Genomic DNA, 14,850 nt, shown 5'->3' on the forward strand with positions numbered 1-14,850 from the left:
CAGAAACGGCCCAAAATGTTCCGCCCCGGTTCAATCGGCGGCGGTTTCCACCACCACAAGGGCCCCCTTCTCCACCGAAAGGGTGATGCAGTCCGACCCGGGGGCGTACTCATTGCTGACCCCCAGAGGGTAGCTGGCGGTCAGCTGGGCCCCGGTCAGCTCATAGAAGGCACCCCGGATGGTGACGCCCTCGGCCTTCCCCTCCGCCGGGAACACCGACAGGTAGAAGTAATCCCCTTTGGGATAGGTCCGGGTCTGGCCGGGCAGCAGGTAGGTGACCCGGCTGCGCTCATCCTGCAATGTGGCCCGGACGCCCCGTTTTTCCAGGCCCAGGCCGGTGCAGAGGTTGGCCAGGGTGTGTTCCAGGCGCTTTCCCCCCAGACACCCCAGCATCAGCACCTCCCGGAACCCCTGCCGCGCCGCCAGCTGGGCGGCGTACTCGGTGTCGGTATCGTCCTTGACGTGGGGCAGCACCACCAGGTCCTCCCCTTCCGGCATATCGGGCCGGGGGGCCGAATCGAAGTCCCCCACCACGGCGTTGGGCCGCCGGCCCAGCACATCACAGCTGCGGTAGCCTGCGTCGCAGGCTATCAGGTAATCGTCGGGCCGCAGCAGCCCCGCCAATTCCGCCCCCACCGGGCAGGCCGACAATATCACACAGCGCGCCATAGGCAAAACGCCCTCCTTCGCTTGCAAAAGCGCCGCAGGGCATAGCCGAGCGGCGCTGGGTTTTGATGGGTTTACAGTTTGGGTTCCTGGCGGCGGGGCTGTTCCCAGTCCTTCACGTCCTTCACCTCGTCGTACATGGCGCAATAGCTGTCGTACCGGGTTTGGGACAGTTTGCCTTCGGCCAGGGCCGCCCGCACCGCGCAGCCTTTCTCGCTGCGGTGGGAACAGCCGGTGAACTGGCACTGGCCCAGGTACGGCCCGAACTCGGGGAAGGCGTGTTCCAGGTTTTCCTTGGGGATAAAGCCCGCGCGGCCCGCCTCCAGGCTGGCAAAGCCCGGGGTATCGGCGATCCGGCCCCCAAAGGCCTCGAAGATGGTGACCTCACGGGTGGTATGGCGGCCGCGGCCCAGCTTCTGGCTGATGGCGGCGGTCTCCCGGCCCGCCTCGGGCAGCAGGGCGTTCAGCAGGGTGGACTTGCCCACCCCTGAGTTGCCGCAGAAGGCGCACAGCCGCCCGCTGATCCATTCCTTCACCGCGTCCAGGCCCTCGCCGGTGGCGTAGTCGATGCGGATAAAGGGGATGGTGGACAGGGCATAGGCTTTCTCCAGAAAGTCCGCCTCCGCCAGGTCGCCCTTGGTGCAGACGATCACCGGCTGCACCCCTTTATCCACCGCGATGGCCGACAGTTTATCCAGCACCAGGGTGCTGGGGGAAGGCTGGGTGGTGCTGGCCACCAGGAACAGCACATCCAGGTTGGCCACCGGAGGCCGGACAAAGACGTTCTTGCGGGTGGCGATCTCAGCGATCACCGCCGCGCCGTTCTCCACCGCCAGGGTCACCTGATCCCCGGCCACCGGGCTGCGCTTTTGTTTGCGGAAGATGCCGCGGGCCTTGCACTCCACCACCCCGTCCGGGGTTTTCACGTAGTAGAACCCGCCGATCCCCTTGATGATATATCCGTCCATCCGCTGCCCCCGTTAAAACCAGTCCCAGGGCCAGATGAGGCTGGGGTCCGAGGAACTGGCCCCGCCGTCGGTGCTGCCCGACGAGGAGCTGCCCGAGGAGGAGGACGAAGAGGACGAGGAGCCGCCGCCCCACAGGTCGCCCCACCAGTCGCCGCCGCCCTCCGAGCTGGAAGGCTCTTCCGGCACTTCGGGGGCCGGCTCGGGACCGGCCGACACGGTGACGTTGATGCGGGTGTTGTATTTGACGGTGGAGCCGGGCGCGGTCTCCTGGGCGATGACGGTGCCCACCGGCTGGTCGCTGTAGGCCTGGGTCTGGCTGCCCAGGGTCAGGCGGTTCTGGACCAGGAGGGTCCGGGCGTCGTTCACCGACAGGCCCACCACCGAGGGCACGCTGGTGGTGGTGCTGACCTGCTGGCGGCTGACGTACACCACCACGGTGCTGCCCGCCGGGACGGTGGTGCCGGCCGCGGGGTCGGTGCGGATGACCGCACCCACCGCCACCGAGGGCTCCACGTTCTGGACCACCAGCACCGACAGGCCGGTATCCCGCAGCAGCTGCTCGGCGTCGGCCTGGACGTAGTTGGTGGTATCGGGGATGGTGACGTACTGGGTGCCCAGGCTCACCGTCAGGGTGACGGTCTGGCCCTCGCGGACCACACGGCCCGCCGCCGGGGACTGTTTATAGATATAGCCCTCGCCGTAGGTGCTGCTGTATTCCTCCACCCAGTTGATGTTGATTTGCCCGCTGCCCACCTGGGTGCTGGCTTCGGCCTCGGTGCGGGTCATCCCCACATAGTCCTCCAGGACGATGTCCGCCTTCTGGTCCGAGATGAAGTTGCTGTTGTTGTGCAGAATCATCAGGCACAGCACAGCGCACGCCACCGCGAAGGCCACCGTGATCCCCAGCAGGGACGGGATGAACACCGAGCGTTTTTTCCGCTTTTTGGGCGTCCGGGTGCCGGCGCCGCCGGCGCGCTGGTCTTTTTTCTGGCTCATTGTCTGTTTGACCACCTTTGCAGGTGCTTCCTCCGTGATATACTTATAGGCAAAGACCACATCCGGGTCCCGCACATACTGCCCCAGGGCGTCCAGCATCTCGCTGGCGCTGGCGTACCGGTTGGCCGGCAGCTTGGCCATGGCCTTTTCGGTGATTTCCACCAGGGCCCGGGGGGTGTCGGGGGCCAGCTGGGCCAGCGGCCGCGGGGTGTCGGTGATCTGCTTGAGCGCCACCTTCACCGCCTCGTCGGCGTCAAAGGGCAGGTGCCCCGACAGCATCTCGTACATCATGACGCCCACCGAGTAGATATCGCTCTGGGGGCCGGTGACCTCGCCGCGGGCCTGCTCGGGACTGATATAGTGTACGCTGCCCATGGCCTTGCCGGCCAGCAGCTGGTTCTCGGCCCGGGAAATCCGCGCGATGCCGAAATCCATCATCCGCAGCTGGCCATTGTCCAGCAGCATGATGTTCTGGGGCTTGATGTCCCGGTGCACCACGCCGTTGCGGTGGGCGTGGTCCAGGGCCTGCAGAATCTGGGAGATGAAGTGGACCGTCTCCCGGCTGGTGAGCTTGCCCCCGCGCTCGTTGAGGTATTCCCGCAGGGTCATGCCGTTGACGTACTCCATCACGATATACTGGAGCCGGTCGGTGACCGACACGTCGTACACCTTGACGATATTGGGGTGATGCAGCAGGGAGATGGCCTTGGACTCGTTCTTAAAACGATTCACCAGGTCCGGGTCGTGCATGAACTCGGCCCGCAGCACCTTCACCGCCACCACCGTCCCCGCCGGGACGGGGCCGTTCTGGCCCACCGCCACCGCCTTATAGACGTTGGCCATGCCGCCGGCGCCGATCAGCTCCCGCACCTCATAGAGGCCGTCCAGCCTGCGGCCGATCAGATTATCCATGCTGCACCTCCACCGGCTCCACGCCCAGCAGCAGGGCGGTGATGTTGTCCTGGCCGCCGGCGGCGTTGGCCGCCTCGATCAGCCGGTCGGGCAGGTCATAAAAGGGCACCCGGCCCAGCAGCGCCTCCATCTGTTCGGTGGTGAGGGCGTTGGTCAGGCCGTCCGAGCACAGCAGCAGCATATCCCCTTTCAGCACCACCACCGAGGTGAAATCGGGGGTCAGGCGGTAGTCCACACCCAAAGCCCGGGTGATGATGTTTTTCTGGGGGTGATGCTCGGCCTCCTCGGGGGTGATGGTGCCGCAGTCCACCAGCTCCTGGACATAGGAGTGGTCGTGGGTCAGCTGATGCAGCCGCCCCGCATGGAACAGGTACGCCCGGGAATCCCCCGCGTGGCAGATATAGGCCCGGCCGTCCCGCACCAGGGCGCAGACCACCGTGGTGCCCATGCCGGCCAGGGATTCCTCCTGGGCCGACTTCTGAAAGACATAGTGGTTGGCGTGTTCCAGGGCCTGGGCCAGGAACTGTTCCTCCCCGCCCCGGCCGCAATGGCTGTACTGGTCCTGAAAGGACCGCTCGATCACATCACAGGCTCCATGGGAGGCCTCCCGGCCGCCCCGGGCCCCGCCCATGCCGTCGCACACCAGGCCCCAGGCCGCCCCGCCGGGCAGTTCCCCTGCCCGGTAGTCGTCCTGGTTTTCCCGCCGGATGCGGCCCACATCGGTTTTCCCTGCAAGTTTCATAGGCTTCTCCTTTTTACTCCGTCTTGGCGGCGGCGTCCATTTCTTCCCGCCGCAGCTGGCCGCAGGCGGCGCTGATCTCGCTGCCCAGCCGGCGGCGGACGGTGGCGTTGACCCCCAGGGCCGTCAGTTTGGCCTGGAAGCGGCGGACGTTCTCGGCGTCGGTGGCCGAATAGGGGCTGCCGTCCACCGGGTTGATGGGGATCAGGTTCACATGGGCGCCCATCCCCCGGATCAGGCCCGCCAGCTCTTTGGCGCAGGCGTCGCTGTCGTTGACCCCCCGCACCATGGAATATTCAAAGCTGACCCGCCGGCCGGTGGTGTCCTGGTAGCGGCGGACCGCATCCATCAGCTGGGCCACCGGATAGGCGTTGTTCACCGGCATCATGCTGCTGCGGATGGCGTCGTTGGGGGCATGGAGGGAGATGGACAAGGTCAGCTGCAGCTTGCGCTGGGCCAGACGGTCAATCTGGGGCACAATGCCGCAGGTGGACAGGCTGATATTCCGCATCCCGATGTTGACGCCGTCGGGGGACGAAATGATGGTCAAAAACTTCATCACCTCGTCGAAGTTGTCCAGCGGCTCGCCGATGCCCATGAGGACGATATGGGAGATGCGCTCCCCGATGTCCTTCTGGGCGGTATAGATCTCGGAGCAGATCTCGCCGGCCTCCAGGTTGCGGACCCGGCCCGCCTGGGTGGAGGCGCAGAACCGGCAGCCCATCCGGCAGCCCACCTGGGTGGACACGCAGACGGTGCAGCCGTAATGATACCGCATCACCACCGTCTCGATGCAGTTGCCGTCGGCCATCCGCAGCAGGTATTTCACGGTGCCGTCCTTGGCCTCCTGGCGGCGCTCGATCTGGGGCGCGGCGATATAGAACCCCTGGTCCAGCTGGGCGATGAGGGCCTTGGGCTGGTCGGTCATGGCGGCAAAGTCGGTCACCAGCTTCTGATGCAGCCAGTGAAAAATCTGTTTTGCACGGAAGGCCGGCTGGCCCATGGCTTTCATCTCGGCGGCCAGTTCCTCGATGGTGAGGGATGAGATACAGCGTTTGTTTTCCATTGAAGATTCTCCTGGGGATATTCCTTGTGCGGCGGCTTATTCAGCGCGCTGCATCACACAGATGAAAAATCCGTCCATCCCGGTGCGGCCCGGCACCGACAACAGGCCGCAGGGCCCCTGTTCCATGCCGGCCGGCAGAGCCACATCCGGCTCCACCACCCGGAAGTCGGGCCGCCGGGCCAGAAAGGCCCGGACCTGGTCCTGGTTCTCCTCGGGGTGGATGGTACAGGTGGAGTAGACCAGCCGTCCCCCCGGCTTCAGGTAGCCGGCGGCGCAGTCCAGGATGGCGCGCTGGGTGTCCAGCAGCTCCCGGCGGCGGGCCTCGTCCAGGGTTTTATAGCGGATATCGGGCTTTTTGCCCAGAATGCCCAGACCGCTGCAGGGCACATCGGCCAGCACGCGGTCGGCGGCGGGAAAGGCGGGGTTGGGCACGGCGGCGTCGTTCACCGCCGTCTCGATGCAGCCCAGGCCCATCCGCCGGGCGGCGGTCTGGATCAGGCCCACCCGCTGAGGGGTGCGGTCGCAGCTGATGAGGCGGCCCTTATCCTGCATTTCCTGGGCCAGGGCCAGGGTTTTGCCGCCGGGGGCGGCGCACAGGTCGATGACCGTCTCCCCCGGCTTTGCACCCAGGCAGAGGGCCGCCAGCTGGCTGGCCTGGCCCTCCACATGGAAGTCCCCCCGCTGGAACCATTCGGTGTCGGCGGGGCTGCCGGCAAAGTCGGCCAGCAGGCTCCCCGGCACGAGGCCGGGTTTGGCCTCCACCCCGGCCTTGCTCAAGGCGTCGGCCAGGGCGGCGGGGGTGGTGTGCAGCGGATTGACCCGCAGGGCGGTCTTGCCCCCGTCCGCCGGGCTGGACAGGATGGTCAGGGCTTCTTCCGGGTAGTATTGGCGCAGGAACGCGGCCACATCCCGGCCCGCCGACCCCAGCACCATCAGCCGCTCCACCTCGTCGGCAAAGACGGCGGTATCCAGGTCATAGGCGCAGGCTTTGCGCAGGACGGCATTGGCCAGGCCGGCGGCGCTGGACTTGCCGAAGGCGCGCACCAGCTTGACTGACTCATTGACGGCGGCCGGGACGGGCACCTGCATATAGCGGGCCTGGGCCAGGCCGCTGCGCAGGATGGCCCGCACCGGCGGGTCCAGTTTGGCCAGGCCCTTGGGCAGGAACCGGCTCAAAATATAGTCCAGGGTGGCCTGGCGCTCCAGGGTGGTGTAAAAGATGGCGCTGGCAAAGGCCCGGTCCCGGCCCTGCAGGCCCGAGCGGCCCAGCTCGGCATCCAGCACCAGGTTGGAGTAGCCCCCCTGTTCCTGATGGACGAGGGCGGCCGCCGCAGCGGCCCGGGGCCCCGCCGGCCTCAAAGGGTATCCCCCGCTTTGAGCCGCAGGCCCGCCGCAAAGGCGCTGCCCTCCATGGGCTTGGAGCTCTCAGGCACCACCCGCAGCAGCTGGACGGCGCCATCGGCGCAGGCCACCGTCAGGGGCTTCAGGGCCAGGACGGTGCCGGGAGCCTGGCCGCTGCTCTCGGCCACGCGGCTCTCGGTGACCTTCACCTTGCGGCCGCCGCTGGTGACAAACCAGGCCGAGGGCCAGGGGTTCATGCCCCGGACCCAGTTGTGGATGTGTTCCGCCGAATCGGTCCAGTGGAACTCCGCCATCTCCTTGGACAGGGGCGGCGCCATGGTGGCGGCGGCGTGGTCCTGGGGGGTGGGGGTCAGGGCGCCGGCGGCAATTTTGGGCACCGTCTCGCACAGAACCCGGGCGCCCACCGCGGTGACCCGGTCGAACAGTTCCCCGCTGGTCTCCTCGGGGTCAATGGCCATCTTTTCGCAGACCAGCACGTCGCCGGTGTCCAGGCCGGCGTCCATCTGCTGGATGGAGACGCCGGTCTCGGCGTCGCCGTTCAGCACCGCCCACTGGACCGGCGCGCTGCCGCGATACTTGGGCAGCAGGGAGACGTGGAGGTTGATGCAGCCATACCTGGGGATCTCCAGCACCGACGGGGGCAGGATGCACCCATAGGCCACCACCGCGATCAAATCGGGGGCCAGGGCCCGGATGTTGGCATCCTCGCCGCCGTCCCGCAGGGTGCGGGGCTGAAAGACCGGAGTGCCGTGGGCCAGGGCCACCGTCTTGACCGGCGGCGGGGTCAGCACCTGTTTGCGGCCCACCGGCTTATCCCGCCGGGTGTACACGCCGCAGATCTCATGGCCGGCGGCGTAGAGGGCCTCCAGGCAGGCGGCGGCGATATCCGGCGTTCCCATGAACAAAATCCGCATTTACTGCTCCTTTGCTTTCCGGGCCTCGGCGCGGCCCTCCTCGGTATCCTCGTAGAAATAATCGCTGGACTCCATGATGGTGATGCCGTCCAGGTGGTCGTTCTCGTGCTGGATGCACCGGCCCAGCAGGCCGTCGGCCTCCAGCTCGAACCACTCGCCGTTCCGGTCCTGGGCGCGGACCTTCACCGCCGCCGGGCGGGTCACGGCGCCGTTATGGCCCGGGAAGGACAGGCAGCCCTCATAATGGGTCTCCTCGTCCTCCGACACCGCCACGATCTCGGGGTTGACAAAGTCAATGAACTTGTACTCGTAGTCCTCGGGCAGTTCCTCGGGGGCGTCGGTGACGTCCCACACCACGAACAGCCGGCGCAGCATCCCCACCTGGGGGCCTGCCAGGCCTACGCCGTCGGCGGCGATCATGGTCTCGTGCATATCGTCCAGCAGGGTGGCCAGACGGTCGTCAAACTTGGTCACGGGGCGGCAGACCTTATTCAGAATGGGGTCGCCTTCCTTCACGATGTTGCGGATAGCCATAAATTACACCTCTCCAATTCATCAGATATCGCCGTCCGAGTGCATATCCACCGCGGCGGAGGCTTTGGCCGGGAGTTTTTCCTCCTCGTAACAGGCCAGCACCTGCCGCAGCAGGGCGCGGAACGTCTTGTCGTTCCGGCACTTGACGGTGAGCTTATAGCGGTAAATTTCGTTGATCATCAAAATACTGCCCGGGGTGGGGCCCAGCACCCGCAGGGGGATGCCGGGCTGCTGTGCGGCCTCCCGGGCCAGAATCTGGGCAAAGCGGGCGGCGGCCTTGGCCACCTCCCCTTCCTTTTTGCCCGAGAAGGTCACAATGCACAGCCCGCAGAAGGGCGGATACAGGCCCAGGCGGCGGTATTCGATCTCCTGGGCGAAAAAGGCGTCGTAATCCTGTGCGGCGGCCAGGTTGAGGACGGGGTTGTCGGGGTCGGTGGTCTGGATGATGGCCCGGCCAGGGCTGGAAGCCCGGCCGCTGCGGCCCACCACCTGAGTCACCAGGCTGAACACCGTCTCATAGGCCCGAAAGCCCTGGGCGAACAGCAGAGAGTCAATCCCCAGCACCCCCACCAGGGTCACGTCCTCGAAATCCAGGCCCTTGGCCACCATCTGGGTCCCCACCATGATGTCGTACTCATGGCGGGCAAACTGGGCCAGCATCTTTTCGTGGGCGTCCTTGGCGGAGGTGGTGTCCTGGTCCATCCGCAGGATATGGGCCTCGGGGAACAGGGCTGCCAGCTCCTCCTCCGCCTTCTGGGTGCCGAAGCCCCGGTATTGCAGTTTGCCGCCGCAGGCGGGGCATACGGTGGGCCGGGGCTGGATCTGGGTGCCGCAGTAGTGGCACAGCAGCCGTCCCCCTTCATTCTTATGATAGACCATGGGGACGCTGCACTTGGGGCACTTGAGCACCTCGCGGCAGTCCTCGCACTGGGCCATGGTCTGGTAGCCGCGGCGGTTCAGCAGGAGGATGGTCTGTTTCCCGGCGTCCAGGTTCTCCCGGATGGCGTCCTCCAGGGCCAGGCTGATCTCCCGGGGGTTGCCGGCGGCCAGCTCGGCCCGCATATCCACAATCTGCACCGACGGCAAGGGCTGGCCGCCGTACCGCTGGGTCAGCCGCACCAGCTGGCACCGCCCCGCCTGGGCCTCATAAAAGCTCTCGGTGCTGGGGGTGGCGCTGGCCAGCAGCAGCAACGCCCCATTTTTGGCGGCCCGCCACCGGGCCACCTCATGGGCGGAATACCGGGGGGCTGACTCGGAGCGGTAGGTGTGTTCCTGTTCCTCGTCGATGACCATGAGGCCGATCCCTTCCAGAGGGGAAAAGATGGCGCTGCGGGTGCCCACCACGATGTCGGCCCCGCCGTCCTGGATCATCTGCCACTGGAGCAGGCGTTCGGTGTGGTTGAGAGCCGAGTGCTGCACCGCCACCCGCCGCCCGAACCGCTCTTTCAGCCGGCGGATCATCTGGGGGGTGAGGCTGATCTCGGGCACCAGCACCAGGGCCTTTTTGCCCAGGGCCAGACACCGCTCAATCAATTTGAGGAACACCAGGGTCTTGCCGCTGCCGGTGACCCCGTACAGCAGGGCGGTATGGGCCTGGCCCGTCTCCAGGTGGGGGGCCAGGGCGTCAAAGGCGGCCTGCTGTTCCGCCGTCAGGTCCAGCTGTTCGGTGCGCTGGGGGATGTGGGCGTAGAGGTCCAGGGATTTATTCACCTGCTCGCTGGCCAATACCCCCTTGGCGCAGAGGTTTTCGGCCACCGCGCGGCTGATGCCGTGGGCTTCCAGGTCCCCCTGGGTCCGGGGCCCGCCGCTGAGCAGGGCCACCGCCGCCAGCTGTTTGGCGGTGGGTTTGGGCTTCTGGGGCAGGGGCGCCGCCAGCCGGTACAAGGTCTCGGTATGGCGGGTCAGCTGCTTTTGCAGCACCGGGGTCACCCCGTCCGCCGCCAGGGCCGGCTTATACTGGGCCCCGTAAGGGATCACCGCCTTGACCGCCTCGTACCAGGTGCAGAAGGTACGGCCCTTCAAAAACCGCACCAGTTCCAGCAGCTCGGGGGTCAGGCAGGCCGACGCCGGGGCCACGTCAAACAGATACTTCAGCTTGGAGCTCTCGGGCTCGGCGTCGCAGGCCAGCACCACCCCCATCCGGGGGCGGCTGCCCCGCCCGAAGGGCACCAGCACCATGCTGCCCAGCCGGACGGCGTCCTGCTGGTCGGGCATCACGGCGTAGGTATACAGTTTATCAAAGTGGAAGGCCGCATGGCTCACCGCAACGCCCACCGTCTTTGGCATCCCATCCGCTCCTTTGTCTGTGTTATTCCGGCTGGCCCACCCGCCGGGCGATGGTTTCGTAGAGTTCGGCGGCGGCCTGGTCCAGGTCGCGATTGACGATCCAGGCGTCAAACTCGCCGGCCCGCTGCAGCTCCTCCCGGGCGATGGCCAGACGGTTTCTCACGTCGGCGTCGCTGTCGGTGCCGCGGCCCCGCAGCCGCTGTTCCAGCTCCTCCCAGGAGGGGGGCAGCAGGAAGATGATGGTGGAGCCGGGGTACAGGCGCTTGATATTGGCGGCGCCGTGGACGTCAATATTCAGCAGCACCGTCTTGCCCGCGGCAATCCGGCGGTCCACCTCCAATTTCAGGGTGCCGTAGTGGTGGTCGTTGAAGCAGTTGCTCTCCAGGATCTCACCCTGGTCCAGCAGCTGCTGGAACTCCGCCTCGGTGCGGTAGTAGTAGTTGACCCCTTCGGCCTCCCCTTCCCGGGGGGCGCGGGTGGTGATGGACACCGTCTTCTCAATCTCAGGATGGGCCGCACGGACTTTGGCCATGACGCTGTCCTTGCCCACGCCCGAAGGCCCTGCCACCACAAAGAGATACTTTTCGCCTTCCATTTAAACTTCCTCCGTTTTTCCATCCGATGGGCTGCCTGCACGGTTGGCCACCGTCTCGGGCTGCAGGGCGGACAGGATCACATGATCCGAATCCATCAGCAGCACCGCCCGGGTGCTCCGGCCATAGGAGGCGTCAATCAGGCGGCCCTGTTCCCGGGCCTCCTTGATGATGCGCTTGATGGGGGCCGAGTCGGGGCTGACCACCGCCACCAGACGCTCCGCGCTGACCATATTTCCAAACCCGATGTTTATCAGCCGCATACCTGTTACCCTTTATCCTATCTGTGTTTACTCGAGGTTCTGGATCTGCTCCCGAATCTTCTCGATCTCGGCCTTCATGTCCACCACGATCCGGCTGATGTCCAGATCCTGGCACTTGGAACCGATGGTGTTGGCCTCCCGGTTCAGTTCCTGGGTGAGGAAGTCCAGCTTGCGGCCCACCGGCTGGTTGCTGCCCAGAATCTCGCGGTACTGGGCAATATGGCTGCGCAGGCGCACCGTCTCCTCATCCACCGCGGTCTTGTCCCCGAAGATGGCCGCCTCGGACAGGACCCGGGCGTCGTCGATGGACCGGTCTTCCAGGATCACCTTGAGCCGCTCATACAGGCGCTGGGTGTATTTCTCCACCCGGCCGGCGCTGAGGGTCTCCACCCGGCCCACGCATTCCTCCACCGTATTCAGGCGGGAGGAAATGTCGGTCAGCATCTTTTCGCCCTCGATGCCCCGCATCTCCATGAAGTTCTCCAGGGCAACGGCGGCCACGTCCGACACGTCGTTCCACAGCTGTTCGGGGTCCACCTGGGCCTGCTGGGTCACCAGCACGTCGGGGAAGCGGGCCAACAGGCTCACCGTCACGTCATTCTTGATCCCCAGGCCTTCGGACAGGTCCCGCAGGGCCTGCTGATAGCTGCGGGCCAGGTTCATGTCCACCGTCACGGCGGTGTCGGAGGCCTCGGTGTTCTGGACCGTCAGGCTCAGCTCCACCTTGCCCCGGGCAATCCGGCTGTTCAGCAGCGTCTTGAGCCGGCTGTCCAGAAAAGCGCAGCTGCGCGGCACACGGGAGGTATACTCAAAATACCGCGCATTGACGCTGCGCAGCTCCACCGTGATCTCCCGGCCATCCCGCACCTCGCTGGCACGGCCGTACCCTGTCATGCTATAGATCATATTCACTCTTCCCTTTTCATTCTTGCCAGATCATTTCCACATATATATCCGCCTTGGGGTCTAGTGCCCCATATTACGATACATATGGTATCATTTTACTATTCCGGCGCCTTTTTTGCAAGGGAACCGGAGAAAAAACCCATGTTTGACACAGCCTTGTCACAAAGAACAGCCGGGCCGGAGGATCTCTCCCCCAGCCCGGCTGGACTCAATACTCTTTGGTGACGGTCTCGAGGCCGTACTTTTTCAGAAAGCGGGCGAGGTCCCGCTCATCCCGGATCAGCATGACTTCTTCAAACCGGCCGGTGGCAATCTCCCGAAAGCCCGCCGCCTGTTCCCCGGTACAGATGCTGCACCGCACCACCGGTTTCCACAGGGCAGGATCGTAGGTCCTGGCCTCGGGCTCCTTTTTCTTTGCAAACCACATGGACGGGTCACCTCCAGGGTTTCGGCAAGGTGGGACAGGTGTGCCGCTCTGCCTTTACGCACGCTGGTTCTTTTTCCTCTTTGTCCGCTCCGCTGGGGCCAGAGGGCCAGGGAGGGGGTTTCGACTCCCCCTCCCTAGGCCCTCTGGACTCCCTACCCTCCCTAACGACCAGGGTCTGAACCCTGGACCCAGACAGGGAAGTCGCGCCGTTCAAAAGCCTAAAAAACACTGTCATGCCTGGCTCGTTTAAACTTTCAGGGCCTCAAACGGCGGCACGGGTGTTTTTCTTAACGGCTTTTGCCCGCCGCTCCGATTTAAATTGGGCCTGTTGGAGCGGGCACCCCCATTTTTAATCCGTCCGGCCGAAGGACATGTGCCTGAGGCCGGACACCGACAGGGAAATTTTCCGGCGGGAGTGTGCGAGGCCATAGGCCGAGTGCGCGGTTCGCCGGGAAATTTTGTCCCCAGGGGGATACTAGGGGGAAGGAATTTCTGTCGCGCGTATGCGCGCAGAAATGGGTTCCCCCTAGATTGGTTTAGACCGGGTGCGACTTATTGACGTAGTCAGCGTGATCGGCGTCCACGCCCTGCAGTTTGGCGTTGCGCTTGTCGAAGAACTTGGGCGCAACCTGCGGGAACATGGCGTAGGTCAGGGCGTCCTCCTCCTGGATGGACCACTTGGCGGCCTCGGCCTTCAGCTTGTCCATTTCGGGCTCCAGGGTATCGGCAAAACGGCAGGTGATGGGCTGCTCGTCGCCCAGGATCTTCTTGGTGAACTCGGCCGAAATGGGAGCCGGGGTCTTGCCGTAGTCGCCATGGACCAGGCCCTTGAACTCCTTGGTCACCATCTTGTACCGCTCGCCCAGAATCACGTTGAACACCGCCTGGGTGCCCACGATCTGGCTGGTGGGGGTGACCAGCGGCGGATAGCCGGCGTCCTCGCGGACGCGGGGAATCTCGGCCAGCACTTCGTCCAGCTTGTCCTCTTTGCCGGCGTCCTTCAGCTGCTTGAGCATGTTGGAGAACATGCCGCCCGGCACCTGGTACAGCAGGGTGTTGGCGTCCACGCCCAGGCTCTTGGGGCTGATTTGGCCGTTGGCAATGTACTTTTCACGCAGCTTGGCGAAATAATCGCGGACTACGTTCAGCTGGTTCAGGTCCAGGCCGGTGTCGTAGTCGGTGCCCTTCAGGGCGGCCACCAGGCTCTCGGTGGGCATATGGCTGGTGCCCAGGGCCAGGGGGCTCATGGCGGTATCCACAATGTCGGCGCCTGCCTCAATGCCCTTCAGGATGGACATGGAGGCCAGGCCGGCGGTGTAGTGGCTGTGGATATCCACGGGGATCTTGACGGTGGCCTTCAGCTCTTTCACCAGCTCGGCGCAGGTGAAGGGGGTCAGCAGGCCGGCCATATCCTTGATGCAGATGGAGTCTGCGCCCATCTCCTCCAGGGTCTTGGCGTACTTGGCAAAGGCCTCGTTGGTGTGGACCGGGCTCAGGGTGTAGCTGATGCAGCCCTGGACGTGGGCGCCCTCCTTGTTGGCGGCCTTGATGGCGGTCTGGAGGTTGCGGGGATCGTTCAGAGCGTCAAAGATGCGGATGACGTCGATGCCGTTGGCCACCGACTTCTGGACAAAGTACTCCACCGCGTCGTCGGCGTAAGGGCGATAGCCCAGCATGTTCTGGCCGCGGAACAGCATCTGCAGCTTCTGATGGGGCAGCTCTTTGCGGAGAATCCGCAGCCGCTCCCAGGGGTCCTCATCCAGGAACCGGATGCAGCTGTCAAAGGTTGCGCCGCCCCAGCACTCCACCGAGAAATAGTTGATCTTGTCCATTTCCGGCAGGATGGGACGCATCTCGTCCATGGTCATCCGGGTGGCCAGCAGGGACTGGTGTGCGTCGCGCAGGACCACCTCGGTGATTTTGATCGGCTTTTTCGCCATAATGTCCACCCTCCCCTAATCAGTTCAGCGTGACCAGCATATCGCCGGAGTTGACCACGTCGCCGCGCTTGACGTCCACGGTGGCGACGGTGCCGTCCTGGGGCGCCACGATCTCGTTCTCCATCTTCATGGCTTCCAGCACCACCAGGGTGTCGCCGGCCTTGACCGAATCACCCGGCTTGACGCGGGTATCCAGGATGTTGCCGGGCATGGGAGCCTTGACGGCCACAGCACCGGCGGGGCCGGCGGGTGCGGCAGGAGCAGCGGGGGCGGGAGCC

At 65.2% G+C, this 14,850-nt stretch carries 15 protein-coding genes; all 15 read right to left on the bottom strand.

What is annotated here, in order from left to right:
* Positions 1 to 30 precede the first annotated feature (30 nt).
* The gene (locus B5E67_RS12475) at positions 31 to 669 is read right to left on the bottom strand and encodes a thiamine diphosphokinase (RefSeq protein ID WP_087248924.1); all 639 of its coding nucleotides are present in this window, start codon (positions 667 to 669) and stop codon (positions 31 to 33) included.
* 71 nt (positions 670 to 740) lie between these two features.
* The gene (rsgA, locus tag B5E67_RS12480) at positions 741 to 1,634 is read right to left on the bottom strand and encodes a ribosome small subunit-dependent GTPase A (protein WP_087368793.1); all 894 of its coding nucleotides are present in this window, start codon (positions 1,632 to 1,634) and stop codon (positions 741 to 743) included.
* Positions 1,635 to 1,646: 12 nt separating this feature from the next.
* Positions 1,647 to 3,542, bottom strand: a complete 1,896-nt coding sequence (pknB, locus tag B5E67_RS12485; protein ID WP_087385548.1) for a Stk1 family PASTA domain-containing Ser/Thr kinase — start codon at positions 3,540 to 3,542, stop codon at positions 1,647 to 1,649.
* Positions 3,535 to 4,284 (bottom strand): Stp1/IreP family PP2C-type Ser/Thr phosphatase, encoded by a 750-nt coding sequence (locus B5E67_RS12490; protein WP_087248930.1) that lies wholly within the window; start codon positions 4,282 to 4,284, stop codon positions 3,535 to 3,537. Before B5E67_RS12490 ends, pknB begins: the two co-directional genes overlap by 8 nt.
* 13 nt (positions 4,285 to 4,297) lie before the next feature.
* Entirely contained in the window at positions 4,298 to 5,347 is a 1,050-nt protein-coding gene (gene rlmN, locus B5E67_RS12495) for a 23S rRNA (adenine(2503)-C(2))-methyltransferase RlmN (protein ID WP_087368791.1), read from the bottom strand.
* 36 nt (positions 5,348 to 5,383) lie between these two features.
* Positions 5,384 to 6,706, bottom strand: a complete 1,323-nt coding sequence (gene rsmB / locus B5E67_RS12500; RefSeq protein ID WP_087385549.1) for a 16S rRNA (cytosine(967)-C(5))-methyltransferase RsmB — start codon at positions 6,704 to 6,706, stop codon at positions 5,384 to 5,386.
* Positions 6,703 to 7,623 (bottom strand): methionyl-tRNA formyltransferase, encoded by a 921-nt coding sequence (gene fmt, locus B5E67_RS12505; RefSeq protein ID WP_087385550.1) that lies wholly within the window; start codon positions 7,621 to 7,623, stop codon positions 6,703 to 6,705. The genes rsmB and fmt overlap by 4 nt, the downstream gene beginning before the upstream one ends.
* A complete protein-coding gene (def, locus tag B5E67_RS12510; protein ID WP_087248938.1) occupies positions 7,624 to 8,157 on the bottom strand; it encodes a peptide deformylase in 534 nt (177 codons plus the stop codon).
* A 21-nt stretch (positions 8,158 to 8,178) separates the two neighbouring features.
* A complete protein-coding gene (priA, locus tag B5E67_RS12515; RefSeq protein ID WP_087385551.1) occupies positions 8,179 to 10,443 on the bottom strand; it encodes a primosomal protein N' in 2,265 nt (754 codons plus the stop codon).
* A gap of 22 nt (positions 10,444 to 10,465) precedes the next feature.
* Positions 10,466 to 11,038, bottom strand: a complete 573-nt coding sequence (gene gmk, locus B5E67_RS12520; protein ID WP_087385552.1) for a guanylate kinase — start codon at positions 11,036 to 11,038, stop codon at positions 10,466 to 10,468.
* Positions 11,039 to 11,299: a DUF370 domain-containing protein gene (locus tag B5E67_RS12525; RefSeq protein ID WP_087248945.1), complete on the bottom strand. Its 261-nt coding sequence runs from the start codon at positions 11,297 to 11,299 to the stop codon at positions 11,039 to 11,041.
* A 27-nt stretch (positions 11,300 to 11,326) separates the two neighbouring features.
* Positions 11,327 to 12,205, bottom strand: coding sequence for a YicC/YloC family endoribonuclease (locus tag B5E67_RS12530; RefSeq protein WP_087385553.1), 879 nt, complete (start codon positions 12,203 to 12,205; stop codon positions 11,327 to 11,329).
* Positions 12,206 to 12,413: 208 nt separating this feature from the next.
* On the bottom strand, positions 12,414 to 12,632 hold the full coding sequence (locus B5E67_RS12535; RefSeq protein WP_087368786.1) for an aspartate dehydrogenase: 219 nt from the start codon (positions 12,630 to 12,632) through the stop codon (positions 12,414 to 12,416).
* A gap of 536 nt (positions 12,633 to 13,168) precedes the next feature.
* On the bottom strand, positions 13,169 to 14,572 hold the full coding sequence (locus B5E67_RS12540; RefSeq protein WP_087248951.1) for an oxaloacetate decarboxylase subunit alpha: 1,404 nt from the start codon (positions 14,570 to 14,572) through the stop codon (positions 13,169 to 13,171).
* 19 nt (positions 14,573 to 14,591) lie between these two features.
* On the bottom strand, positions 14,592 to 14,850 hold a 259-nt coding region (locus tag B5E67_RS12545), incomplete at its 5' end, for an acetyl-CoA carboxylase biotin carboxyl carrier protein subunit (RefSeq protein ID WP_087385554.1).

The organism is Faecalibacterium sp. An122 (assembly GCF_002160895.1).
Lineage (GTDB): Bacteria > Bacillota > Clostridia > Oscillospirales > Ruminococcaceae > Faecalibacterium.

What these genes read in the sequence shown, in the direction of transcription:
- B5E67_RS12475 (WP_087248924.1), bottom strand. Translation starts at nt 669, where the DNA reads ATGGCGCGCTGTGTGATATTGTCGGCCTGCCCGGTGGGGGCGGAATTG.
- rsgA (WP_087368793.1), bottom strand. Translation starts at nt 1,634, where the DNA reads ATGGACGGATATATCATCAAGGGGATCGGCGGGTTCTACTACGTGAAA.
- pknB (WP_087385548.1), bottom strand. Translation starts at nt 3,542, where the DNA reads ATGGATAATCTGATCGGCCGCAGGCTGGACGGCCTCTATGAGGTGCGG.
- B5E67_RS12490 (WP_087248930.1), bottom strand. Translation starts at nt 4,284, where the DNA reads ATGAAACTTGCAGGGAAAACCGATGTGGGCCGCATCCGGCGGGAAAAC.
- rlmN (WP_087368791.1), bottom strand. Translation starts at nt 5,347, where the DNA reads ATGGAAAACAAACGCTGTATCTCATCCCTCACCATCGAGGAACTGGCC.
- fmt (WP_087385550.1), bottom strand. Translation starts at nt 7,623, where the DNA reads ATGCGGATTTTGTTCATGGGAACGCCGGATATCGCCGCCGCCTGCCTG.
- def (WP_087248938.1), bottom strand. Translation starts at nt 8,157, where the DNA reads ATGGCTATCCGCAACATCGTGAAGGAAGGCGACCCCATTCTGAATAAG.
- priA (WP_087385551.1), bottom strand. Translation starts at nt 10,443, where the DNA reads ATGCCAAAGACGGTGGGCGTTGCGGTGAGCCATGCGGCCTTCCACTTT.
- gmk (WP_087385552.1), bottom strand. Translation starts at nt 11,038, where the DNA reads ATGGAAGGCGAAAAGTATCTCTTTGTGGTGGCAGGGCCTTCGGGCGTG.
- B5E67_RS12525 (WP_087248945.1), bottom strand. Translation starts at nt 11,299, where the DNA reads ATGCGGCTGATAAACATCGGGTTTGGAAATATGGTCAGCGCGGAGCGT.
- B5E67_RS12530 (WP_087385553.1), bottom strand. Translation starts at nt 12,205, where the DNA reads ATGATCTATAGCATGACAGGGTACGGCCGTGCCAGCGAGGTGCGGGAT.
- B5E67_RS12535 (WP_087368786.1), bottom strand. Translation starts at nt 12,632, where the DNA reads ATGTGGTTTGCAAAGAAAAAGGAGCCCGAGGCCAGGACCTACGATCCT.
- B5E67_RS12540 (WP_087248951.1), bottom strand. Translation starts at nt 14,572, where the DNA reads ATGGCGAAAAAGCCGATCAAAATCACCGAGGTGGTCCTGCGCGACGCA.